Source organism: Limosilactobacillus secaliphilus (genome assembly GCF_001437055.1).
In the GTDB taxonomy this organism is placed as follows: Bacteria; Bacillota; Bacilli; order Lactobacillales; family Lactobacillaceae; genus Limosilactobacillus; species Limosilactobacillus secaliphilus.
The window spans coordinates 41,475-65,808 of the sequence record NZ_JQBW01000004.1 but is presented as its reverse complement, the minus strand read 5'-3'; the positions used below and the strand labels follow the sequence as shown (position 1 = coordinate 65,808).

The following is a 24,334-nucleotide window of genomic DNA, read 5'->3' as shown; positions in this document are numbered from 1 at the left end:
TTGACGAAGCCCAGTCAAGGAAAAATAGCGGCATATCAATTTTTCCACGGAGTTTTTGTAAGACAGATATGCTATAATTCAATTGAAAATGCCGGTCAATCGGCAAAAGTTAATTTTTGAAAATAGGTGGGTTACATGCTGCAAGTTTTAATTGGTATTTTAATCGTTGCTGCCATTGCGATGGTGGTTGTTCTGCTGTATCAGCGTCGGTGTTCAACCAAACTGAAGGAATTGAGCGCTGGGCTGTCCCAGGTTAATACGGATAATTTAGCCAAACAACTGGATAAGAGTCGTTTGGATACTTTAATGGGTGAATCTTTGAAGCGGTTCACCGAACTGCGGGACCGCTATGACCACCAGCTGGTACCAACATTGACGAAGGCCCGCAAGCAAGTGGAGGCCATTAAGAATAACCTGCACGGCAGCGCCTTGTTCTCAGTAGGCCGTGAACTGAGTGTGCTGCAGGACGAGACGGATGCGGTCATTGGTCAATACAAGTCATTAACCCAGCAGCTGGCCAGCTTGAGTCAAGCGGTTGATCAGCAGATGGCAGCGGTCAGCTCATTAAGAACCAAATACAATCAATTTGGCCGCCTCTTAGACGAGAAGGGCTTCCAGTATGGTAAGAGCAAGGACGAATTAAAGGACCGCCTTGTTCAACTGGAGAAGAAGTATGAACACTTCAGCGATATCGTTCGCAAGGGTGATCATGATGCCGCCGCTGAATTATTGCAGGATTTGCAAAGCCAGACCCACGATTTTGAAGAACTGATGAAGGATATCCCAACTTTATACCGGCCGTTGTATGCCGAATTTCCTGACCAACTGAAGGAGTTAAAGAAGGGTTACGAAGACTTGAGTCAACAACACTACTGCTTCACGGAGGACGACATTGACAAGCAAGTTGACGAAATGGAAAAGCAACGCACGGACGCGCTGGAACAGTTAACCAAGCTGAACTTAGGGGTTGTCAAACGGACCAATAAGGAACTGGCTGATCAAATTGACCACTTATACGATGTAATGCAGCAGGAATTAGATGCCAAGCCGCATGTATTGAAGGCCGCACCAAAGCTCAAGAAGCACTTGGCCCATGCTAAGAAGCAGAATGAAGAGCTGCTGAATGAACTGGAACACCTGAGCATCAGCTACACCTTGAATAATAATGAACTGGTTAATACGCGGGAATTAAACGAGCAGCTGAAGACCATTCAAGAAGACGTTGACGAGATTGAAGGGGCCTTGAAGGATCAGACCGCAATTTACAGTGAGATCTGGCAGCAACAGCAGGACCATGAGCAGCATTTAACCGAAATTGAAGAGGAACAAAAGAAGATTAATGACGGGGTTGCCAACCTGTCAACCGATGAAAAACGGGCACGGCAAGCCCTGCAACGGTTCATCACCAGCATCCGGACCACTAAGCGGCGCGTGGAAGAGATGAACCTGCCGGGCATTCCTAAAGACTACATGGACTACTTCTTCGTGGTCAGCGATGAAATCAGCAAGTTGTCACACGCGATGAATCAGTCACAGATCAATATGGAAGACATTACTAAGCAATTGTTGATCGTGCAGGATGACTTGGAAAACCTGCATGATAAGACAGACAACCTTCGCGATAGCGCTGCGTTGACGGAACGGCTGATCCAGTATGCCAACCGCCTGAGTGGCAACGACCAAAAGATCGAAGACGCCATTCAAGCATCCCAGAAGCAGTTTAACCAGCACCAATACAGCGAGAGTCTGCAAACCATTGGAACCGCGCTGGAAGAAGCTGAACCGGGCTCATTTAAGCGCTTGGAACAGGAATACTATAGCGAGACGAAAAATTAATTGATCAAGCTACCTTGATGAAGGAGTGGAAAAGCAAGCTGCCAGTGCTTTGCCCCACTCCTTTCTTTGTCTTGAGCTTTCTTGGTTATCAATAGTAAGTAAATCTGATATAATCGTTGAGGATTTTAAGCAAAAGAAAGGGAGATTAATGTGATCTATTTTGATAACAGCGCGACGACCAAGATCTGGCCGTCCGTCCTCTCAACCTATGAAAAGGTCGCTAACGAAGTCTGGGGCAACCCATCCAGCCTGCACCATTTAGGGCAAGTGGCCTGGAATTTGCTGCAACAGTCACGCAAGCAGATTGCTGACCTGTACGGTGTTGAACCTGGTGAGATCATCTTTACCAGTGGTGGTACTGAAGGTGACAACTGGGTCATCAAAGGAACGGCCTTTGCTAAACAACAATTCGGCAAGCACATCATTACGAGCTCGGTTGAACACGCTGCGGTCCGCAATGCGATGAAGCAGCTCGAAGAATTGGGCTTTGATGTGACCTACCTGCCTGTTGATGACGAAGGGCGGGTCAACCCACAGGATGTCCAGGATGCTATCCGACCTGATACGATTTTGGTGTCCATCATGGCCATCAACAACGAAATCGGGACCGTCCAGCCAATTAAAGAGATTGGTGAGATCTTAAAGAAGTATCCAAATATCCACTACATGGTTGACGCCGTTCAGGCAATTGGCAAGGGTGTTGACTCCATGGTCTTCTCCGACCGGGTTGACTTTGCCACCTTCTCCGGCCACAAGTTCCATGCACCACGGGGAACCGGCTTCGTTTACAAGAAACGTGGCCGTCAAATTGCACCGTTGATTGCCGGTGGGGGCCAAGAACAAGGACTCCGTAGTGGGACCGAAAACACTCCCGGTGACGCCGCAATGGCCCGGGCCGTACGCTTAGTCCAAGACGGTCAGGCCGAGAGCGTGCAGCGTGAACGGGCGATCAAGCACAAAATCATCGAGCACCTGAAGCAATTCGATCATGTCCGCATTTTCTCCAAGGACGATGATAGTTTTGCTGCCCACATCCTGTGCTTTGCCATTGTTGGTGTGCGTGGTGAAACGGTGGTCCACGCATTTGAAGAGCACGACATCTACATCTCAACGACTTCTGCTTGCTCTTCTAAGGACGAAGACACGACCAGCACTTTGTCGGCAATGAAGGTACCAAAGAAGGTTGCCGAATGTGCCGTACGGGTGAGCCTGGGTGACCAGAACACACTGGCGGATGCCGATGAGTTCAACCGCGTCTTCGATGAATTGTACGAAGGCTTCAAAAAGATTATTGACTAAAAAGGAGGCTAACCATGCAATACGATGAAATCATGGTCAGGTACGGTGAGCTGTCCACTAAGGGTCATAACCGGAAAAACTTCATTGACCGTTTAGGCAGCAATGTCCGTGACGCCTTACATAAGTTTCCTGAAGTTAAGGTGCACGCCAATCCTGACCGTTTGCACGTTAGTTTGAATGGTGCCAACAGTGATGAGGTAATGCGGCACCTGAAGCTGGTTTTTGGAATTCAGAACTTTTCACCTTCCCTCAAGGTTGACAAGAATTATGATGCCGTTTGCAAGGCCGCCAAAGAGATGATTGAGGAACAAGTTAAGCACCCAATCACCTTTAAGATCGAAACGCGGCGTAGCGACCACCATTTCGAAATGGATACCTTCCAGATGAACCGTGAGTTGGGTGGCTACCTGTTACAGCAGTTTCCTGACTTGTTAACGGTCGATGTGCACCATCCGGACTTAACCTTGCGGGTCGAAATTCGCCTGAACGGCATTTTCTTGACCAGTGAAAAAGTTCCGGGAGCTGGTGGCCTGCCGGTGGGCACCGCCGGCAAGGGAATGATGATGCTCTCTGGCGGTATTGATTCCCCAGTTGCCGCCTACCTGGCAATGAAGCGGGGTGTGTCGGTCGAAATGGTCCACTTCTTCAGTCCGCCGTACACTAGCGAACAGGCTTTGGCCAAGGCTAAGGAATTGACGGGCAAGCTGGCCCATTACTGTGGCAGTATCAACTTCATCCAGGTTCCGTTCACCGAAATTCAGGAAACAATTAAGGAAAAGGTTCCTGAAGGCTATTTGATGACGGTTCAGCGCCGCTTGATGCTGCGGTTAGCAGTGGCACTGGCTGAGAAGCGCCATGGTCTGGCCATTTTCAACGGTGAATCGTTGGGCCAGGTGGCTTCGCAGACCATGCAGAGCATGCGGGCAATCGAAGACGTCACCAACATGCCGGTTTTGCGGCCAGTCCTGTCTTACGATAAGAACGAAATCATTAAGATTGCCAAGCAGATTGGCACCTATGATCTGTCAATTCTGCCATACGAAGACTGCTGCACAGTCTTTACGCCACCGTCGCCAAAGACGATGCCACGAGTTGACCGGGCACGGAAGTACGAACAGCTGATTGATGTTGACGGCTTAATGCAAAAGTCGCTGGCAAACATCAAGATTACGCGGATCCATGCTGGCGAAGAATTTTTGAACCAGAACCAAGACGTTTTCGCCGATCTTTTATAATAAAAATAATCCGTCCTGCTCATTCACAAGGCAGGGCGGATTTGGTATACTGTGGACACAACATTAAAAATTAATGAGAAGGGAGTCATCACTGTGGAAATTACGATCAATGGTCAGCACCGGCAACTAGTGGGCAATCCACCGGAAGTTGGTGAAGAATTACCCCACTTTAAAGTGTTCAACGGTGCAGGTGAGAAGATTAAGACCCGTTTTCTGTTGGGGAAGGTGACTTTAATCAGCGTCGTTCCTGACATTACCACTTCGGTTTGCAGCCTGCAGACCAAACGGTTCAACGAAGCCGTGGACCAGTTTAAGGATGTTCGTTTCTTGACGGTCTCCACTAACTTAGCCGAAACGCAGCAGAAGTGGTGTGCCGCAGAAGGGGTTAAGAAGCTGGAATTGGTTTCTGACCACGAGCAGTCGTTTGGTTACGCAATGAAGCTGTTAATTCCCGATGAAGATGTCTTGGCCCGGTCAGTTTGGATTATCGATGCAGACGGTAAGATTGTCTACCGTCAGATCGTGAGTGAACTGACTGATGAGCCAGACTATGATGCTGCCCTTTCAGCCTTAAAAAAGGTGACACAGGCTTGACGCCATAAAGCGGATAGCGTATTATGACAACAATTAGCAATGAACGAGAAGATTAGTTTGTGAAAAATCTTTAGAGACTGTCTGGTTGGTGAAAAGACAGGATTGACACAAACGAAAGTAGCTCGCGAGTAAGTCGGCTGAATCTTCAGTAAGTCGGCTCGGTTCATTACCGATATCAAATGATCAAGTGAAGACAATTAGTCTTAATTTAGGTGGTACCGCGAGTAAGCTCGTCCTATTTTGAATAGGGCGAGCTTTTTTTGGTATCGAGAGGAGGATATAGTCATGAGCAAAGAAGAAATGGCTACCAAGTTTGATCCGGCTGCCGTTGAGGCCGGTCGCTATGATTGGTGGCGCAACAATGGATTCTTTAAGCCAAGTGGTGACAAATCAGCACATCCGTATTCAATCGTTTTGCCACCACCGAATGTTACCGGTAAGCTGCACTTAGGCCACGCCTGGGACACGACGCTGCAGGACATCATTATCCGGCGCAAGCGGATGCAGGGTTACGACACCCTGTGGCTTCCTGGGATGGACCATGCCGGCATTGCCACCCAAGCAAAGGTTGAGGCCCGGTTACGCGAAAAGGGGATTTCACGTTATGACCTCGGCCGGGAAAAGTTCGTTCAACAGGTTTGGGACTGGAAGGACGAATATGCCGACATCATCCACAAGCAATGGTCAAAGTTAGGGATCTCCGTTGATTACGACCGTGAACGCTTCACGCTGGACAGCGGCCTGAACAAGGCGGTACGGAAAGTCTTCGTCGACCTCTACAAGAAGGGCCTGATTTACCGTGGTACCTACATCATTAACTGGGACCCACAGGCACGGACGGCACTGTCAGACATCGAAGTTGTGCACAAGGATGATAAGGGTGCCTTCTACCACGTCAAGTACCCATTTACCGATGGCACGACTTTCCATGGCAAGGACTACATTGAAATTGCTACGACGCGTCCTGAAACCATGTTCGGTGATGAAGCCGTCGCCGTTAACCCTCACGACGACCGTTACAAGGAATTAGTGGGCAAGCATGTCCGGGTTCCATTGGTTAACCGTGAAATCGAAATCATTGCCGATGACTACGTAACTCCTGACTTTGGGACTGGGATGGTTAAGATTACGCCAGCTCACGACCCGAACGACTTTAAGGTTGGTAAGCGGCACAACCTGCCAGAACTGAATACCTTCAACGAAGATGCCACCCTGAATGAAAATGGGGGCAAGTACCAAGGCATGGATCGTTTTGAAGCGCGGAAGGCCATTGTGGACGACCTGAAGAAGGAAGGCTACATGCTGAAGATCAAGCCGATCGTGCACTCAGTTGGTCACTCTGAACGGACCGGTGTTCAGGTTGAAGCTCGCTTATCGACGCAATGGTTCGTCAAGATGAAGCCACTGGCAGAACAAGCTTTGAAGAACCAGCAGACCGACGACCGGGTTAACTTCGTGCCAAAGCGTTTTGAACACACCTTCACCCAGTGGATGGAAAACGTGCATGACTGGGTTATTTCCCGTCAACTCTGGTGGGGTCACCGGATTCCTGCTTGGTACAACAAGCAGACGGGTGAAACCTATGTTGGCATGGAAGCCCCTAAGGATGCCGAAAACTGGAAGCAGGATCCGGATGTCTTGGACACCTGGTTCTCCAGTGCATTGTGGCCATTCTCAACGATGGGCTGGCCAGACACTGATTCTGCGGACTTTAAGCGCTACTTCCCAACGGACACCCTGGTTACCGGTTATGACATCATCTTCTTCTGGGTATCTCGAATGATCTTCCAGTCACTGGAATTCACGCACAAGGCACCATTCCACAATGTTTTGCTGCACGGTCTGATTCGGGATGAACAAGGCCGCAAGATGAGTAAGTCCTTGGGTAATGGGATTGACCCAATGGACGTCATCAAGAAGTATGGTGTTGATGCCCTGCGTTGGTTCCTGATTACGGGTTCTACTCCTGGTCAAGACATTCGTTTCTCCTACAAGAAGATGGATGCTGCCTGGAACTTCATCAACAAGATCTGGAACGCCAGCCGTTACGTCATCATGAACCTGAAGGATGTCCAAGGTGAGCCGCAACTGCCGGATGCTAGTCAATTCAACTTGGCTGACCGCTTTATCTTGGCCCGCCTGAATGCCACGATTAAGCAAGTTAACGAACAGTTCGATAAGTTCGAATTTGGTGAAGCCGGCCGGGCACTCTATAACTTCATTTGGGACGACTTCTGTGACTGGTACATCGAAATGACCAAGGAAACGCTCAACAACGGTACGGCTGAACAGAAGCATAATACCGAAGAGATCTTGGCCTACGTTCTGGACCAGACATTGCGGCTGATGCACCCAATCATGCCATTTGTTACCGAAAAGTTATGGCAATCAATGCCGCATGAAGGCAAGACCATCATGCTGGCCGACTACCCAGTTGACCGGCCTGAATTGGATGACCCTGAAGCCATTGAACAGATGAGCGACCTGATCAACCTGATCAAGGCGGTCCGGACGATCCGTAACGATGCTGGGGCCCCAATGTCCAAGCCGGTTGAAATGTTAATCAAGGTTGATGATGATTCGCTGAAGCAGATCTTTGAAAGCAACCGTGATTACATCGACCGCTTCTGCCACCCAACCAACTTGACGATTGGTAAGGATATTGCCGAACCAAAGCTGGCAATGAGTGGTATCCTGGCTGGGGCAACGGTTTACATCCCAATGGCTCAGTTAGTTGACCTGAACGCTGAACGGGCCAAGATGCAAAAGGAAATTAAGAAGCTCGAACAAGAGGTTGAACGGTCAAACAAGAAGCTGGGCAACCAGAAGTTCATCGCCAACGCGCCAGAAGCCGTTGTTGAAAAGGCCAAGCAAAAGGCCAGTGATTGGCAACAGAAGCTGGATAGCGCCAAGGAACGGTTAGCTTCATTGAACGATGCCGATTAAGATTAAATAGTTAAGCTCGTGACGTTATGTGCGAGTCAAGAGAGTCTCCTGTGTTCTTTGAAGGGCGCGGGAGGCTCTTTGTGAATAGCTAAGATGCGGAGGAATTTGATGACAACAATTAACAACTACGAACAGGCCCTTGCCTTCATTCACGGCCGGCCCCGCTTCAAGAAGAAACCCACATTGCAGCGGATGCGCTTATTGTTACAACGACTGGGAAACCCGCAGAAAAATTTGAAGTATGTGCACGTCACTGGGACGAACGGCAAGGGGTCAACGGTGGCCATGCTGAGAGCGATGCTGATGGAGCACGGTTTAACTGTTGGCAGCTTTACATCCCCGTTCATCACGCGTTTCAACGAGCGGATCTGTCTGGATGCCCAGCCGATTAGTGACGACGACCTGGTTTTATACACACAAAAGGTGGCCAAGGTCGTTGACCAGTTGGATCAAGAGTTGACTTCAGGTGGCCCGACGGAGTTTGAGATTGATTGCGCCATCATGTTCTGCTATTTTGCCCAGGTCCAACCAGATGTGGTCATCCTGGAAGTCGGGATTGGCGGTCTGTGGGATTCAACCAATGTCATCGAATCGCCACTGGCTTCGGCAATCATTACCGTGGGCTATGATCACATGAAGTATTTGGGCAACACGCTGGCGGAGATTGCGACCCAAAAAGCAGGAATCATCAAGCAGAATTGCCCAGTCGTAATTGGCAAACTGCCGGCGGAGGCTGAACAAGTGGTTAGGGACACCGCTAAGCAAAAAGACGCCAAGTTATACTGCTTGGGCAAAGACTTTAGTGCAACGGTTGTCAAACCTGGATTATATTTGACGATCAATTACCAGGGATTGGGTCTAGGTCGTTTGCAATGTCGCTTGAATCTGGCCGGTGACTATCAGGCAGAGAACGCAGCCTGTGCCATCACCTTGCTGCAGGTCACGCTGCAAAAGTTGCAGTTGAAGGTTGACCCAGGCGCGATTACCCAGGCATTGGCTAATGTTACTTGGCCGGGGCGGATGGAAATGGTCAACGAGGAGCCACTGATGTTTTTGGACGGTGCCCACAACTTGCCGGGCATCCAGGCTTTGGTGAAAACGCTGCGTGACGATTTCAATGATCGTGAAATCTACCTCTTGGTTGGCATTTTAGCGGACAAGCAGTACCAGCTGATGTTGGGTGAGTTAGCCAGCTTGAAGAATGTGCACTTGATGTTGACGCCGTTTGCGGGCCCCAGCAAGCAGCGTCCCAGTGCATTGCCTGAAGACATGGAAGCAGACATTCAGACCCGCTACCCCATTGAGCAGGCTGACGATTGGCAGGCCGGCCTGTTGACGATTAGCAGGGAAATGTCAGCCGATGATGTGTTAGTGGTGACCGGTTCGCTCTATCTAATTTCTGACGTACGTAACTATTTATTTGAAAATTGATTGATGCGATAACGCCTCCTTGCCGTCTTTAGAAGATGAAGGGAGGTGTTTTTTTGCCGAATAGTAATTCGCAATACGAGTTGATGGTGAAGCAAGTCTTTTCACCGGATGAACGTTTAGCAGCCTGGTTTTTGCAACAGGCGCCGACGGTTGATGACTTTCGCAACCTGGACGACCAAACCAAAAGTCGATTGGGTGCTCACGACCAGCAGGTTAAGAAAGCCTTGATGGCGATCGAACTGGGCCGGTTGATTGTGAAAAGCCCACGGGAATTGTGTGGCCGAGCGTATTCCAGCATGATGGTCGGTCAAGAAATGATTGAGGAATATGCAGGTGATAACCAAGAGAGCGTGATGGTTTTATGCACTGATCCGCACAACGACATTCTAGCCAAACGCAAAATGTTTATGGGCGGCAGCGTGGAGTGTCGGCTCTATGTTGATCATATTTTTCGCTTTGCCCTCTTGCACAACGCCTGCGGTTTAATCTTGGTTCATAATCATCCCAGTGGCGATGTGGCCCCATCCGACTGTGACGAGCAGTTCCGCAGTCGGGTACAAAAGGCGGGCCAGCTGTTGGGAGTACGCCTGCTCGATTTTTTAATTGTGGGTGCCGATCATTACTTCAGCTGGTCTGAGGGAATGGCCGCCATAAATTCATTAAAATCTGTTTAACGCTTCTTTCAGCCCTTTTTTTCTCTTACCCCAAGGTGTATATTGTCACTGTTAAACCTAAAAGTGGCTATGCTATAATAGCTGTGTTTATATAATGATTAAACAACGATAATTAATTCATGAAGGGACGAAACAGATTGCCATTAGGAATGGGAACCAAGAATATTGGTATTGACTTAGGTACTGCAAACACGATTGTTTACATCGAAGGCAAGGGGATTGTACTCCGTGAACCTTCCGTGGTTGCACGTAACAAAAAGAGCGGTGAAGTCATCGCTGTCGGTGAAGAAGCACGTGATATGATCGGTCGGACCCCAGCTAGCATTGTTGCTATCCGTCCAATGAAGGATGGGGTCATTGCTGACTACGATACGACGGTCACTATGATGAAGTATTACATGTCCAAGGCTTTAGGCCGGAATGCGGGCAAGCCATACGTAATGGTTTGTGTCCCAACCGGAGTCACGGAAGTTGAAAAGCGTGCGGTAATCGACGCTACACGGGTTGCCGGTGCACATGATGCCTACGTGATCGAAGAACCATTTGCTGCCGCTATTGGTGCCGGTTTACCAGTCATGGATCCAACTGGTAGCATGGTTGTTGATATTGGTGGTGGGACCACCGATGTTGCTACCATTTCACTGGGCGGCATTGTTTCTAGTCGTTCCATCCGGATGGCTGGTGACAAGATGGATGATGCCATTGCCCAATATGTTCGTGCCGACAAGAACCTCTTGATCGGTGAACGGACCGCTGAAAAGCTGAAGTGGGACATTGGCTCCGCATCAGTTGAAGCCGCTAAGGAAATGGGAACCACTGAAGTTCGTGGTCGTGATCTGGTCACCGGCTTACCAAAGACGATCGAGGTTTCGGCCGTTGATCTGGCGGGCGCACTGCAAGACTGCGTTCAGACCATCATTGAGGCCATCAAGGGCACTTTGGAAGAAACTTCTCCTGAAATTGCTGCCGATGTCATCGACCATGGGATCGTCCTGACTGGTGGTGGTTCGTTATTGAAGAACCTTCCTGATGTCATCTCGGATGCTACCAAGGTGCCAGTATTTATCGCTAACGACCCGCTTGACTGTGTCGCTATCGGTACTGGTGAATCCTTGAAGAGTATTGATGTAATGAAGAAGAAAAAGTAAGCTTCGATTTACTAAATACTGAGAGAAAAACAACGAGGGAAAGTTGTACGGATGGGGCTGGCCGCAAAACAGTTGTTTTGCCCCAGCCCCGTTTACTTATTCCTAAGTTGCAGTGGAGGATTGAAAGACATGCATAAGTTTTTTTCAAATCGGCGCTTGGTTTTCATTGTCGTCGTTTTGGTGCTTGCTTTCGGCCTGATGGGTGGTTCAGTTGCTTTACGGAAACGACGGGCAACGCCACCGCTAATCCAGCAGTTTGGTAATGACGTTGTGGGAATTGCCAATGATATTGTGGCGGTCCCTGTGAATGCTGTTCATAACGGTCTTGCTTCATTCTCCGACCTGCTGAACACCTATTCCGAAAACCGCAAACTGAAGCAACAAGTTTCCGACTTAGCTCAGGTGAAAGTACGTGATGAAACGCTGGCACATGAAAATAAGCAGCTGAAGAAGGAATTAAAAGTTAATCACACGATGACTGATTATTCCACCATTAACGCGGCTGTCATTACCCGTTCACCGTCTTCATGGCAAAAGCAAATCATTATTAACAAAGGACAGACTAGTGGTGTGAAGAAAGACATGCCGGTTATGTCTGCTGGTGGCCTTGTTGGTCGGGTAGTGGAAGTTAACCAAACCAACAGCAAGGTCGAACTGCTCAGTGATACCAGTGAGTCGGCTAACCGTTTTGCTATCCAGCTGGATGGTGAAGGAGGCAAGACGATCAACGGGATTATCACTGGTTATGATTCAGAGACCAACGAACTGGTGATGGGTCAAGTTACTTCCAAGGCTAAAGTGAAGAAGGGCACCAAGGTAACAACCAGTGGCCTAGGCGGTATCACACCAAAGGGCCTGTACGTCGGCAAGGTTTCACGGATTGGGAAAGACGATTATGGCCTGGCCCAAAAGATCTACATCAAGCCAGCCGCCGACTTTAACGATGTCAATATCGTCACGGTTCCAGAACTGAATTCATAGGGGTGATAAGCAATGTATCGATTATCGCGTTTACGTTTTCTGTTCCCAATTGGTTTGTTTGTCGCCCTCTTTTTGGATGGTTCACTGAGTAAGGTATGGGCAAGCCTGTTTTTCAGCTACCCATACAACATGGTCAGCCATTTAGTGCTGTTATGGCTGGTCTTGGCGTACTTCTTTGAGGGGAACATCAAGATTCCCTTAACCTGGTTTGCCGTTGCGGTCGGGGTCATCTGCGATCTTTACTATTCAGGTGTGTGGGGCCTGTTTATCGTCCTGTACCCGTTGATCGTTTGGCTGACCAAGACTCTGGCACGGTATTTCAGCGACACATTTTTGAACATGATTCTGATCTTCTTTGTTGACTTGGTCGTGTTTGAATTGCTGAATTATTGGGCTTACTACGTCATTGGGATTACCCATGCCAGCCTTGGTGATTTCCTGGTTGACACGTTGGCCCCAACGCTGGCCTTGAACCTGGTTTACTTCGTCCTGCTGTATTGGCCGATCCAGTCAATGTTCACCAAAGCATTGGCCGAACGCCAGCACAACTGATTAGATAATTATCATTAAATTTTAATTTTCTTGTGAGAAAGTATTGACATTTACTTGCTTGCCGCTTAACATACTAGACAATAAATAAACGACAAAGAGCAGACTAGTAGGAAGGTTATCTTCGTCAGGGAGTGCCCGTTAATGGGAAGGGCATGGAGAAACCTTTTGAATCACAACTGTGAGTTGATCATCGAAAAATGGTCCGGGGAAGCCCGTTATAGCGCGGAGTTTGTTTGAACTCGCTGAGGCTTGGTTTGTGAGAATCAGGTGATATGAGGTGGAACCGCGGAAACGCCCTCTAGCTGTTATGCAGCTGGGGGCTTTTTTTGTGGGCAAACTTACTGAGGTAGCGGATGTGAGTCCGTTACGAATTGGGGTGGAACCACGGTTGAGCGTCCCCTTGGATGAAAAGTCTGAGGGAACGCTTTTGTTGTTTAAAAAGGGAGGTCATCATATTGTCACTGCACTACGTTTTTGAAGTTTTGCCGTCGCTCTTCCAAGGTGCCGGCATGACGCTTGAATTATTCGCGTTGACTTTAATTGGTTCATTACCATTAGGAATTATTGTTAGTTTAGGATTAACTTCGAAGATCAAGCCCCTCAAATGGGTGCTGGAGATCTATGTTTGGCTGATGCGGGGGACGCCATTGCTGTTGCAACTGATTTTCGTCTTCTACGGTTTGCCGATTGTGGGCATCGTTTTCCAACGTTTTAACGCTGCTTTGGTTGCCTTCATTCTTAACTATGCTGCTTACTTCGCTGAAATCTTCCGTGGCGGTTTGCAGTCCATTGACCAAGGCCAGTACGAAGGTGCCCGGGTTTTGCGGTTGAGCTACTGGCAGACGATCCGTAAGATTGTGATTCCACAAGTGGTTAAGATCGTGATCCCGTCCATCGGTAACGAAGTCATTAACCTGGTTAAGGACTCCTCATTGGTTTATGTCATTGGTTTAGGCGACCTGCTGCGGGCCGGAAACGTTGCGACGTCAAGAGATGTTACGTTGGTTCCACTGCTGCTGGTTGGCTTAATCTACCTGCTGATGATCGGGATTTGTACCTACGTCCTGCACAAGGTTGAACAGCGTTACGCATACTACAAGTAAGGAGGGGCCCATATGTTAGAAGTTAGAAATTTAAAAAAGAGTTTTGGCGATCGGCCAATTTTAGATGGGATTAACTTCACCGTTAAGGATGGCGAAATCCTGACCATTGTTGGTCCTTCTGGTGCCGGGAAAACGACCTTGCTGCGGTGTGTGACCGGGCTGGAAAGTGCCGACAGTGGCGAATTCCTGATCGACGGCAAACCATTTGATCCGGAAAGCGTTGAACCGGAACAGACCGTGATCGGGGTTGTCTTCCAAGAATTTAACCTGTTTCCACACTTGTCAGTCTTAGAAAACATTACGCTGGCGCCAACCATGGTACTCAAGCAAAGCACCAAAGAAGCTAACCAGAATGCCGAAAAATTACTGCAACAGTTAGGGCTGGCAGGCAAGGGCAACCTTTACCCATTCCAGCTGTCTGGTGGGCAGAAGCAACGGGTGGCCATTGCACGGGCATTGGCAATGAAACCAAAGATCCTGTGCTATGATGAACCAACCAGTGCACTGGACCCGAATTTACGGGATGAAGTTGCCCAACTGATTTTAGGACTCAAGAAGCAGGGCATGACCCAGCTAGTCGTTACTCACGATATGGAATTTGCCAAGCAGATTGCCGACAATATGTTGAAAGTCCAAGCATTGGATAGTAAGCAGGCTTAAGAATGGGGATGGCAGAATGAAGAAGGTTAAAATTTTATTTGTTCTTTGCCTAATGGTGATGTCGACCTTCTTGCTAGGCGGCTGCCAAAGCGTAACTTATCGTGCCAACCACCAAGATACTTGGGCGCGAATCAAACGTCGGGGAAAAGTGGTTGTTGGTTTGGACGATAGTTTCGTACCCATGGGCTTTCGTCAGAAGAATGGTAAATTGGTGGGCTACGATATTGATTTGGCCCGGGCCGTGTTCAAACAATATGGCATCAAAGTCGATTTTCAAACGATTGACTGGTCAATGAAGGAAACGGAATTAAAGAACGGGACCATTGACCTGCTTTGGAATGGTTACTCAGTCACACCAGAACGGCAGGCCAAGGTTGCTTTCAGCCGGGTATACCTGTTGAACAAACAGATCCTGGTTACCCGCAAGTCTGAAGGAATCCGCAACTTCAACGACATGCAGGGCAAGAGTCTCGGGGTGCAAAATGGTTCCACCGGGATGACGGCTTTGGACGACCAGCCGAAGTTATTGAAAGACAAGATCAAGGACAAGAAGCCGGTCTTATACGATACCTTCCCGAATGCGTTCATTGATTTGAATGCCAACCGGATCCAGGGAATTTTGATGGACCAGGTTTACGCTGATTACTACATCCAGCACCAGGCCAACAAGAATGATTACACCACCTACAGTGATCCAAAGATGCCGACTGACAAGTTTGCCGTTGGGATGCGTAAGGGCGATAAAACCTTGCGCAACAAGGTTAACGAAGGACTGGGTCGGCTGCAGACGAATGGCCAGTTAAAGAAAATTAACGAAAAGTGGTTTGGCAAGAACAGCAACTACCTGGGGCCAGTTAAGTAAGTCATGCAGCTAATGATTGATATGATAACCGAATAAATGAAATGCTGGACGAAGCCAAATGAAATGGCCAGTCCGCGTCAATAAAAAACCGTCAGCGATTGCTCGTTGACGGTTTTGTCGTCCTCAAATGGGTGATGGAAACAAATTGGCGACTCCGAGGTCTCAGATGGTAACGTTTCTTGTTTTTATATGTCAATTAACGTATGATGGTGGTTGCATTTAAATTCATGAGGAGGGGTCATAAATTGCGTTATCAGCTTGCCAAAGGCGTGAATCTACAGGTGCAGCCAACGCAAAAATTCACGGTGACAAAGTTGTTGGTCAGTTTTGCCACCCCACAGACGTTTACCAACGCAACGACGCGCAATTTACTGGCAAACCTCCTTGTTTCTGGGAGTCAACATTATCCTAGCCAAACGGCGATTGCTCGTCGATTGGCTGACATGTATGGGGCCGACTTGAATGCTTATGTTGCGCGGATTGGTACGGCCCATACCGTTCGCTTCAGCAGCACCTTTGTCAATGACCGCTTTTCGCAACCAGGAATGCTAGGCAAGCAGCTGGACTTTATGCGTGAGATCATCTTTCAACCACGATTGGTGAATGGCCGTTTTGATCCGCAGATCTGGCGCGTGCAGAGAGACAATCTGCAGGCAGCCTACCAATCAGTCAAGGATGACAAGCAGTATTATTCGGCCCAGCAACTGATGAAAGAATATTATCGTGACGACTCACCCATGCAAATGCCAAGTGCGGGGACGAGCGAACGATTGACCAGTGTCGACAATGACCAGACCGTGGCCGCTTACCGCTCTATGTTGGCCAATGACCAGGTCGACATTGTGGTGATTGGTGATGTGGATCCGGAGACCGTTGTTGCTCAGTTGAAACAATGGCCGCTGGCGGACCGGCAGGCATTGGCGATCAATTCGCTGTATTATTCCCAGCCGTCATGGCGTGAACCGCACCAAAAGATCGAGCACCAGTCTGTGATGCAGGCCAAGCTGGATCTGGCCTACTCGTTGCCGGTTTATTATGGCGATAGCAGTTATGATGCAATGGTCGTCTTGAATAGCCTGTTTGGCGGGAGCGCCTACTCATTGATGTTCAACAATATCCGTGAGAAGGAGAGCCTGGCTTACTATGCGGAGAGCAGTCTGCGCCCGTTGAGTGGCCATTTGGTAGTTGAGACTGGCATTAACGCGTCAACCTATCAACGAGTGCGACAACTGATTGATGAGCAGCTCGCCAAACTGCGCCACGGGATGTTTTCCGACACACAGTTCAATCAGGTGAAGAAGAACCTGTTGAACCAATACCGCGGCAGCATGGATAACCTGAGTGCGGTGGCCAGCCGGCGCTTAATCAACCAAGTGTTGGGCGTGTCCTTTAAAGAGGATGTCGCCAGTCGCTTGGCAAAGGTTGATCGGCAAAAGATTATGGACTTAGCGTCAAAAATGAGTCTGCAAGCCATCTTTTTCCTAAATGGAGGACGATAATTTGAAGGAGAAAACCTATCCGGAATTCAATCAACGATTAGTTTCCGGTCAACTGGACAACGGTATGGAAGTGGTCCTGATTCCGATGGCTTTTCAGAAAAGCTATGCCGTTTTGACGACTGACTTTGGCTCGATCGACCAATCTTTTACAAATAGCGACCAGAAAGTAGTGACGCTGCCTGCCGGATGTGCCCATTTTTTGGAACACAAGCTGTTTGAAAAAGAAGATCACGACGCCTTTGACCTCTTTGGGGAACTGGGAGCGGATTCGAATGCTTTTACCAGTTATACACAGACCAGCTACCAGTTTTCGACGACGATGAACCTGCACCGGTGTCTGGCGATCTTGCTGGATTTTGTGCAGAAACCGTATTTCTCAACTCAAGGCGTCAAAAAGGAGCAGGGGATCATCGGCCAGGAGATTCGAATGTACGCCGACTCACCGAGCTCGCGTCTGTACACGGGCACGGTTGCCAATCTCTACCCCAATGATCCAATGAGAGAAGACATTGCCGGGACCGAAAATAGCATTGAAAAGATTAACCCGGACGTTTTGTACAGTGCATACCAAGAATTCTACCGGCCCAGCAATCTGAAACTGGTTGTCGCTGGAAACTTTGATCCTCATGCCCTGTATGACTGGCTGGTTGACCAGGAAAGTCAATATTCCACGACTAAAGAACCATTCCCAAAGCGCGTGGCTAATCTCAGCGATCCGGCGACGAGTCAATTGGTTGACCATCAAGAGCTATTGATGGATGTTCAACGACCTCACGTCATGATGGCTTTGCGTGGCAGTCACCACGTGGCCGATCCGGCAGAACGGTTGCGTTACCGACTGGCGGTGGAATTGTTGCTGGAAATGTTATTTGATGATACAACTGACAACTTTTTACGTCTTTATGATCAGGGGGTCATTGACGACTCCTTCTCCTTTAGCTTCGAAATGGAACGCGGTTTTCATTTTGCAACCTGGAGCAGTGAAACTAACCAGCCCCAAGAATTCACGCAAGCAATCCGGGAAATTTTAATGCATGCGCAGGAAAACTTGGCCCGCATGCAGGATCAATTTGAAAGCATGCAGCGGGGTGCCGTGGGACGGCTAGTGGCCAGTCTGAATTCGCCGGAACTGATCGCCAATCGTTACTCCAGTCGTTTGTTCGGGGATGTGACAATTTACGACGAACTTAAGCAGCTGCAATCATTGACGCTGGCTGACTTGCGGCGGGCATTAGATCAGTTCATCAAGCCTAATTTGACCACGACTTTTACAATCATGCCGCGCACAGAACGTTAATGATTCTTACAATTTAGATTCAGCTAAGTATGTTATACTTTTTTAGGTTATAAGTTTTTAGAGTTAGGAACTGAGGAATAGCAATGAGTGAAGGAAAAGAAGCAGAACAAGCACATATTGGACAAAAGTTGAAGGATGCCCGTGTTGCTAAGGGCATGACTTTAGACGATCTGCAACAAGAGACGAAGATCCAAAAGCGTTACTTAATTGCCATTGAAGACGAAAAGTTTGACGAGCTTCCTGGTGATTTTTACGTGCGCGCATTCGTCAAGCAGTACGCAAACACGGTTGGTCTTGATGGCAATGACCTGCTCAAGCAATATGACGATTATTTGCCAAAGACACAAACCGAGACCTACACCGAGCATTTGGATGAGGCGGTTGAGACGCGGACTGGCCAACACCACCAGAACACGGTGGACCGGATTGACCAACTGCGCAAATACCTGCCAACGATCATTGTGGTGTTAATCGTGGTGGTGGTACTGGGTGCCATTTGGCTGACAGCTATCGTACGTAACCACAATAATTCTTCGACCAAGATTGACAGCAGTTCGGTTAAGGTGTCTGGTGAGTCATCACACAAGAAGGCCAAGAAGACCACTAAGAAGGCTGATACGATTAAGCTCCACCAGACTCAACGGACTGATTCCGCCGTTACGTTCAAGAGCGATAAGTCTTTGAAGAAGTCCACCAAGCTTACGGTTTCAACGACCGGTGACAGTAACAACGTGGTCCGGGTTGATGATCGGCAACGCTTGTCCAAGAATATGAGCAATGGTGATAAGTCGACTGTGACGATCGCCAAGAATGTTCATTCCATTACGATTCGGGTTGGTAATGCACGGAATACCAAGATCAAGATTGGCAACCAGACTCTGGACATCACCGACCACAATCGTTACCCATCAACGCATACGGTCACGATTCAATTTGGCGACAGTGATTCATCATCATCGTCTTCAACCACGAACAACAGTAATAACCAACGGAGTACTACCAACACGACCAACAACGGTGGCTACACGAGCGGCAATAACACGACCAACAACGGTGGTGGTAGCCGTTCCAGCGAACCAAACACGCAGGTTACGAGCCCATCAAATCAAGGTGGCAACAGTAGTACTGGTGGTGCTAGTCAATCGACTGCTGGTACTTCTGGCGCTACAGCCGGTGGCGCTACTCATTAATCAGGGAGGAAGTTATTTTGAATTTACCCAATAAATTAACAATTGTGCGTTTGATCATTATTCCGTTTTTCCTGATTTTGATGGTGGTACCCTTTGGTTGGGGCACAGTTAGCTTCTTAGGCACCACCGTTCCCATCGCTCAAGTGATTGCTGCAGTTCTCTTCATTGCTGCAACTATCACGGATAACCTCGATGGCCGGATTGCCCGGGGCCAGCATTTGATTACCAACTTTGGTAAGTTTACCGATCCGCTGGCCGACAAGCTCTTAGTCATGACGGCATTCATTGTGTTGACGGCTAGCCATGACGTTTCAGCTTGGGTTACCTCGATCATCATTTGGCGGGAACTGGCAGTGACCGGCCTGCGTCTGCTCCTGGTTGAACAAAACGGGACGGTGCTGGCAGCTAAAATGCCCGGCAAGATCAAGACGACGACTCAATTCATTGCGATTATCTTCTTGTTGTTGAAGAACGCGATTTTTGCCTACTGGAACATTCCATTTGGGCAAATCATGCTCTACATTTGCTTGTTCTTCACAATCTACTCTGGCATCGACTACTTCATTCAAGGCAAAGGTGCCTTTGCGGATGGTTTTAAATAATCGTATAAGGACTGCGAAAACTTTGATGGTTTTCCAGTCTTTTTTCGTTTATAAGTTATGGAGGGTTAAAAATGGAAGCAGAAATTATTGCAGTGGGGACTGAGATCACCCTCGGACAGATTGTTAATAGCAATGCCCGCTTCTTAGCAGACCAATTGCGGCGGTTAGGGATTGAAAGTCACTGGCAGGTGACGGTGGATGACGATCCCGCCCGTATTTCAGAGGCAATTCATAATGCATGGTTGCGAAATCAGTTGCTGTTTGTTTGTGGCGGCTTAGGGCCCACCGATGATGATCGCACCTTGCAATCGACGGCTGATGCTCTAGGCGTTGACTTGGCCGTTGATGAAGACCAGTGGCAAGCCATTCAAGCTGACTTCAAGCGTCGCCAAGCGAAGATGGTGCCAGAGAACAAGCGCCAAGCATACTTTCTAAATGGCGGCATGCCATTGGCCAACCCAGTGGGGCTAGCGGTCGGCTCTTTTTGGCAGGGCAAGGACCACACCGTTGTGGTTTTGCCCGGACCACCGCGTGAGTTTAAGGCGATGGTCAGTGAAAGTTTGTTGCCTAAGCTGAAAAACTTGATGGGCAAACCGATTATCAGCCGCAATTTGCACTTTGTTGGCTGTCCGGAATCTGAGTTAATGGACCGGATCCAAGCGGTTTTGCCCGACAAGCGGGTTGTTGCCACTTCCTATGTCCAGCCAGATGAAATTCAAGTTCGGTTGACTGTCCATAATGAAACCACCACTAACGCTGATGAATTGCTGAATACCGCTCAAGAAAAGATTCTGCAAGCGGTTGGCGATTATTACTTTGGCACCGGCGAAGAGGTTTCATTGGCCAAGCAGGTGGTTGATTGCTTGAAGAAAAAGCATTTGCACATCAGCGCTGCTGAAAGTCTCACGGGTGGTCTTTTCCAAGCGACTATTTGCAGTGTCCCAGGGGCTTCCAACGTGTTTGATGGCGGTTTGGTCACATATGCAATCAAGGTCAAAGAATCCCTGCTGGGGGTGCCCAAGGAGGTCATTGATCAACAAGGAGTCGTCAGTGCTGCCACTGCGGAGGCGATGGCTAGTCATGTGCAAAAGCTTTTGCATGCCGATATTGGTGTGGGCTTTACCGGTGTTGCCGGCCCGGACTCATTAGAAGGCCATCCCGCTGGCACGGTCTGGATCGGGATTGCCTTTCCCGACCATGTTGAGAGCTTTGAACTGCATTTGTCAGGAAAACTAGGGCGTCAAAATATTCGCCGGCAAAGTGTGCAACGGGCTTTACTCCGTATTTATCATGGGTTAAAATAATAGGCGAACAAGGGTTCGATTAAAAGGTTTATCTTTTAGCGATAAACTGATATCATATTTACAGATAATTGTCGACGAGGAGGTCAACAATGGCTGATCAAAGAAAAGCGGCATTAAATAATGCCTTAAAGAAGATTGAAAAGAACTTTGGTAAGGGTTCGATTATGCGGATGGGCGATGCGGCCGACACGCAAATTGCAACCATTTCCAGTGGTTCTTTGGCCATCGACGAAGCATTAGGGGTCGGTGGTTACCCACGGGGCCGGATCATCGAAATGTACGGTCCAGAAAGTTCTGGTAAGACGACTGTTGCCTTGCACGCCGTTGCTGAGGTTCAGCACCGCGGCGGCACGGCGGCCTACATCGATGCAGAAAACGCACTGGATCCACAGTACGCACAAGCCTTAGGCGTTGATATTGATAATTTGCTGCTTTCGCAACCAGATACTGGTGAAGAAGGTTTGGAAATTGCGGATGCCTTAATTGCCAGTGGTGCTGTTGATATTGTGGTTGTCGACTCCGTTGCGGCACTGGTCCCACGGGCTGAAATTGAAGGTGAAATGGGTGACGCCCACGTTGGTCTGCAAGCTCGGCTGATGTCACAAGCACTGCGGAAGCTCTCCGGTGAGGTTAACAAGACCAAGACAATCGCCATTTTCATCAACCAAATTCGTGAAAAAGTTGGGGTCATGTTTGGTAACCCTGAAACCACTCCTGGTGGCCGGGCACTGAAGTTCTATGCAACGATCCGGATGGAAATTCGGCGTGGTGAACAGCTGAAGAATGGCACCAATGTGATCGGTAACCGTGCAAAGATTAAAATTGTCAAGAACAAGGTTGCTCCGCCGTTCAAGCGGGCCGAAGTTGATATCATGTACGGTAAGGGTATCTCGAAGACCGGTGAACTACTCGACATGGCCGTTGAAAAGGATCTGGTCAACAAGAGTGGTGCATGGTACTCATACGGTTCCGAACGGATTGGCCAAGGTCGTGAAAATGCCAAGCAGTGGCTGGCTGACCACCCTGATCAGATGAATGAACTGATGACCAAGGTTCGTGAAGCTTATGGCCTGCCAGTGGATCCGGCTGACAAGTCGGCCAACGATGAAAAGAAGAGCAAGCAGAGCAAACAGGAAACGCTCGAAGAAGCCAGCGCTCACGAAAACAAATAATATTCAAAACTAATTCAGGAGACCTCCAGTGGAAAAAACTCACTGAAGGTCTTTTTAGCTCTTGATTTGCGCAACGACTGAAATAGTCAGTGTTCATTGATCATTTCAATAAGAAGATGGGCAAATTGATTAGGATTGCTCATTATTGACACCTCAAACAGCAGCGATTAAACTTGAATGGTACGTGCTTTTTTAATAAGAACTGTACAGATTTACTAATATTGCTCACAAGCAATAGTGAAAATGGAGGAGTCAATATGAGTATGGGATTGACTGCTGCAATCGCTATTGTTGCTTGTGTTTTGGGCTATTTTGTTCGTCAATTCATTGTTGAACGGCAAGTACAGAGTGCCCAGAATAATGCTAAGGAAATCATTGCGGCTGCAAAAAAAGATGCCGCGACTGCAAAAAAAGAAGCGATTTTAGAGGCAAAGGAAAAAAGCCATCAATATCGTGAAAGTGTGGAAAAGGACCTGCAAAGTCGGCGGCAAGAGGTTCAAAAGCAAGAGAACCGCTTGTTAACCCGGGAGGCAAGTTTAGATCACAAGGACAGTGCCTTAGAAGATCGAGAAGATGCTATTAGTTCACGTGAGGACAAACTAGAACAGCAAAAAGAGCAAATTCAGAAAGATCAAGAACAAGTAACAAAGCTGATTGATCAGCAACGTCAAAAGCTGGAACAGGTTGCTAATTTAACCCGCGATCAAGCCCAGCAAATTTTATTCAGTAAACTGAAAGACGAGCTGGCTGAAGAGCGGAGCAAGATGATCCGTGAAAGTGAAGAAGATGCTGAACGGACGGCGGATAAGAAGGCTAAGAGCTTAATTGTCAGTGCCATCCAGCGCAGTGGAGCGGACATGGTTTCGGAAGCAACCGTTTCGGTGGTTAACCTGCCAAATGACGATATGAAGGGACGGATCATCGGTCGTGAAGGCCGTAACATTCGTACCTTGGAGACGTTGACGGGGATTGATTTGATCATTGACGATACTCCCGAAGCTGTCGTCTTGAGTGGTTTCGACCCAGTGCGGCGTGAAATTGCTAAGATGGCGTTGGAAAAGCTGATTCAGGATGGTCGGATTCATCCAGCCCGGATTGAAGAAGCGGTTGAGAAAGCCCGGCAGGACATGGACAGCCAGCTGCGGGAAGTCGGTGAAGAAACCCTGTTTGACCTGGGCATTCACACCATGCACCCAGATTTGATCAAGATTGTTGGCCGGATGAAGTACCGGACGAGTTATGGCCAAAACGTTTTGCAGCACTCAATTGAAGTGGCTAAGCTGACGGCGGTCATGGCTGAAGAGCTGGGCGAAGATGCAACGCTAGCCAAGCGGGCCGGTCTGCTGCATGATATCGGCAAGGCGGTCGATCATGAAGTTGAAGGTTCACACGTTGAATTGGGTGTTGAACTGACACGGAAGTATAAGGAAAACCCAGTGGTCATCAACACCATCGCCTCACACCACGGCGACGTTGCCCCAACATCGGTAATTGCCGTCTTGGTTCAAGTTGCCGATGCCATCAGTGGTGCACGGCCAGGTGCGCGGAGTGAATCACTGGAAGAGTATATTCAACGACTCAAGAAGTTGGAAGCAATTGCGGATGCTCACAAGGGTGTTGACCACAGTTACGCAATCCAAGCGGGTCGTGAATTACGAGTAATCGTTAAACCAAAGAAGATTAGTGATAATCAGGCTGCTGCATTGTCGCATGATATTAAGCGCGAGATTGAACAGCAGCTCGAATATCCTGGACACATTAAAGTCACCGTTATTCGTGAAGTCCGGGCAATCGATTATGCAAAATAGAATGCATACAACTGCAGCTGTTAGCTGAATGATAGTTGTAATCCAAAGTGCAAGAGGCCTCTGGCGTTCGAAGTAACGAACACTGGGGGCCATTTGCGTATTGCCAAGATCCACCTTAAACTTAACTAGGTATTGAATACG

At 48.5% G+C, this 24,334-nt stretch carries 20 protein-coding genes and 1 other annotated feature; all 20 genes read left to right on the top strand.

The window, feature by feature from the left end; translation table 11 throughout:
- Positions 1-135 precede the first annotated feature (135 nt).
- The 20 genes from ezrA (at position 136) to rny (ending at position 24,193) form a co-directional block, all read left to right on the top strand.
- Entirely contained in the window at positions 136-1,836 is a 1,701-nt protein-coding gene (gene ezrA / locus IV45_RS00340) for a septation ring formation regulator EzrA (protein WP_057739525.1), read from the top strand.
- Between the two features lie 150 nt (positions 1,837-1,986).
- Positions 1,987-3,135 carry a cysteine desulfurase family protein gene (locus tag IV45_RS00335; protein WP_057739523.1) on the top strand — a complete coding sequence of 383 codons (1,149 nt, stop codon included), beginning with the start codon at positions 1,987-1,989 and terminating at the stop codon, positions 3,133-3,135.
- Positions 3,136-3,149: 14 nt separating this feature from the next.
- On the top strand, positions 3,150-4,370 hold the full coding sequence (gene thiI, locus IV45_RS00330) for a tRNA uracil 4-sulfurtransferase ThiI (protein ID WP_057739521.1): 1,221 nt from the start codon (positions 3,150-3,152) through the stop codon (positions 4,368-4,370).
- A gap of 93 nt (positions 4,371-4,463) precedes the next feature.
- The gene (gene tpx / locus IV45_RS00325; protein WP_057739519.1) at positions 4,464-4,964 is read left to right on the top strand and encodes a thiol peroxidase; all 501 of its coding nucleotides are present in this window, start codon (positions 4,464-4,466) and stop codon (positions 4,962-4,964) included.
- A 30-nt stretch (positions 4,965-4,994) separates the two neighbouring features.
- Positions 4,995-5,205: a binding site (T-box leader), on the top strand.
- Positions 5,206-5,249: 44 nt separating this feature from the next.
- Positions 5,250-7,910 carry a valine--tRNA ligase gene (locus IV45_RS00320; protein ID WP_057739518.1) on the top strand — a complete coding sequence of 887 codons (2,661 nt, stop codon included), beginning with the start codon at positions 5,250-5,252 and terminating at the stop codon, positions 7,908-7,910.
- A 108-nt stretch (positions 7,911-8,018) separates the two neighbouring features.
- Positions 8,019-9,341 (top strand): bifunctional folylpolyglutamate synthase/dihydrofolate synthase, encoded by a 1,323-nt coding sequence (locus IV45_RS00315; protein WP_057739514.1) that lies wholly within the window; start codon positions 8,019-8,021, stop codon positions 9,339-9,341.
- A gap of 53 nt (positions 9,342-9,394) precedes the next feature.
- Entirely contained in the window at positions 9,395-10,015 is a 621-nt protein-coding gene (locus IV45_RS00310) for a JAB domain-containing protein (protein ID WP_057739512.1), read from the top strand.
- Positions 10,016-10,134: 119 nt separating this feature from the next.
- Complete coding sequence (locus IV45_RS00305) at positions 10,135-11,163, top strand: rod shape-determining protein (protein ID WP_057739510.1); 1,029 nt, start codon at positions 10,135-10,137, stop codon at positions 11,161-11,163.
- Between the two features lie 129 nt (positions 11,164-11,292).
- Complete coding sequence (gene mreC, locus IV45_RS00300) at positions 11,293-12,144, top strand: rod shape-determining protein MreC (RefSeq protein ID WP_057739508.1); 852 nt, start codon at positions 11,293-11,295, stop codon at positions 12,142-12,144.
- A 12-nt stretch (positions 12,145-12,156) separates the two neighbouring features.
- Positions 12,157-12,696 (top strand): rod shape-determining protein MreD, encoded by a 540-nt coding sequence (gene mreD / locus IV45_RS00295; RefSeq protein WP_057739506.1) that lies wholly within the window; start codon positions 12,157-12,159, stop codon positions 12,694-12,696.
- 461 nt (positions 12,697-13,157) lie between these two features.
- Positions 13,158-13,799, top strand: coding sequence for an amino acid ABC transporter permease (locus IV45_RS00290; RefSeq protein ID WP_420806377.1), 642 nt, complete (start codon positions 13,158-13,160; stop codon positions 13,797-13,799).
- A gap of 12 nt (positions 13,800-13,811) precedes the next feature.
- Entirely contained in the window at positions 13,812-14,459 is a 648-nt protein-coding gene (locus IV45_RS00285; RefSeq protein ID WP_057739502.1) for an amino acid ABC transporter ATP-binding protein, read from the top strand.
- A gap of 16 nt (positions 14,460-14,475) precedes the next feature.
- Positions 14,476-15,321, top strand: coding sequence for an amino acid ABC transporter substrate-binding protein (locus tag IV45_RS00280; protein ID WP_057739500.1), 846 nt, complete (start codon positions 14,476-14,478; stop codon positions 15,319-15,321).
- Between the two features lie 245 nt (positions 15,322-15,566).
- Positions 15,567-16,820 carry an EF-P 5-aminopentanol modification-associated protein YfmF gene (yfmF, locus tag IV45_RS00275; RefSeq protein ID WP_162257104.1) on the top strand — a complete coding sequence of 418 codons (1,254 nt, stop codon included), beginning with the start codon at positions 15,567-15,569 and terminating at the stop codon, positions 16,818-16,820.
- 1 nt (position 16,821) lies between these two features.
- Positions 16,822-18,117: an EF-P 5-aminopentanol modification-associated protein YfmH gene (gene yfmH / locus IV45_RS00270; RefSeq protein WP_057739498.1), complete on the top strand. Its 1,296-nt coding sequence runs from the start codon at positions 16,822-16,824 to the stop codon at positions 18,115-18,117.
- An 83-nt stretch (positions 18,118-18,200) separates the two neighbouring features.
- The gene (locus tag IV45_RS00265) at positions 18,201-19,307 is read left to right on the top strand and encodes a helix-turn-helix domain-containing protein (protein ID WP_083487209.1); all 1,107 of its coding nucleotides are present in this window, start codon (positions 18,201-18,203) and stop codon (positions 19,305-19,307) included.
- Positions 19,308-19,324: 17 nt separating this feature from the next.
- Positions 19,325-19,909, top strand: a complete 585-nt coding sequence (gene pgsA / locus IV45_RS00260) for a CDP-diacylglycerol--glycerol-3-phosphate 3-phosphatidyltransferase (protein ID WP_057739496.1) — start codon at positions 19,325-19,327, stop codon at positions 19,907-19,909.
- A 71-nt stretch (positions 19,910-19,980) separates the two neighbouring features.
- Positions 19,981-21,213, top strand: a complete 1,233-nt coding sequence (locus IV45_RS00255) for a competence/damage-inducible protein A (RefSeq protein ID WP_057739494.1) — start codon at positions 19,981-19,983, stop codon at positions 21,211-21,213.
- Positions 21,214-21,302: 89 nt separating this feature from the next.
- A complete protein-coding gene (recA, locus tag IV45_RS00250) occupies positions 21,303-22,385 on the top strand; it encodes a recombinase RecA (RefSeq protein ID WP_057739492.1) in 1,083 nt (360 codons plus the stop codon).
- Positions 22,386-22,642: 257 nt separating this feature from the next.
- Positions 22,643-24,193, top strand: a complete 1,551-nt coding sequence (gene rny / locus IV45_RS00245) for a ribonuclease Y (protein ID WP_057739491.1) — start codon at positions 22,643-22,645, stop codon at positions 24,191-24,193.
- Positions 24,194-24,334: the final 141 nt, after the last annotated feature.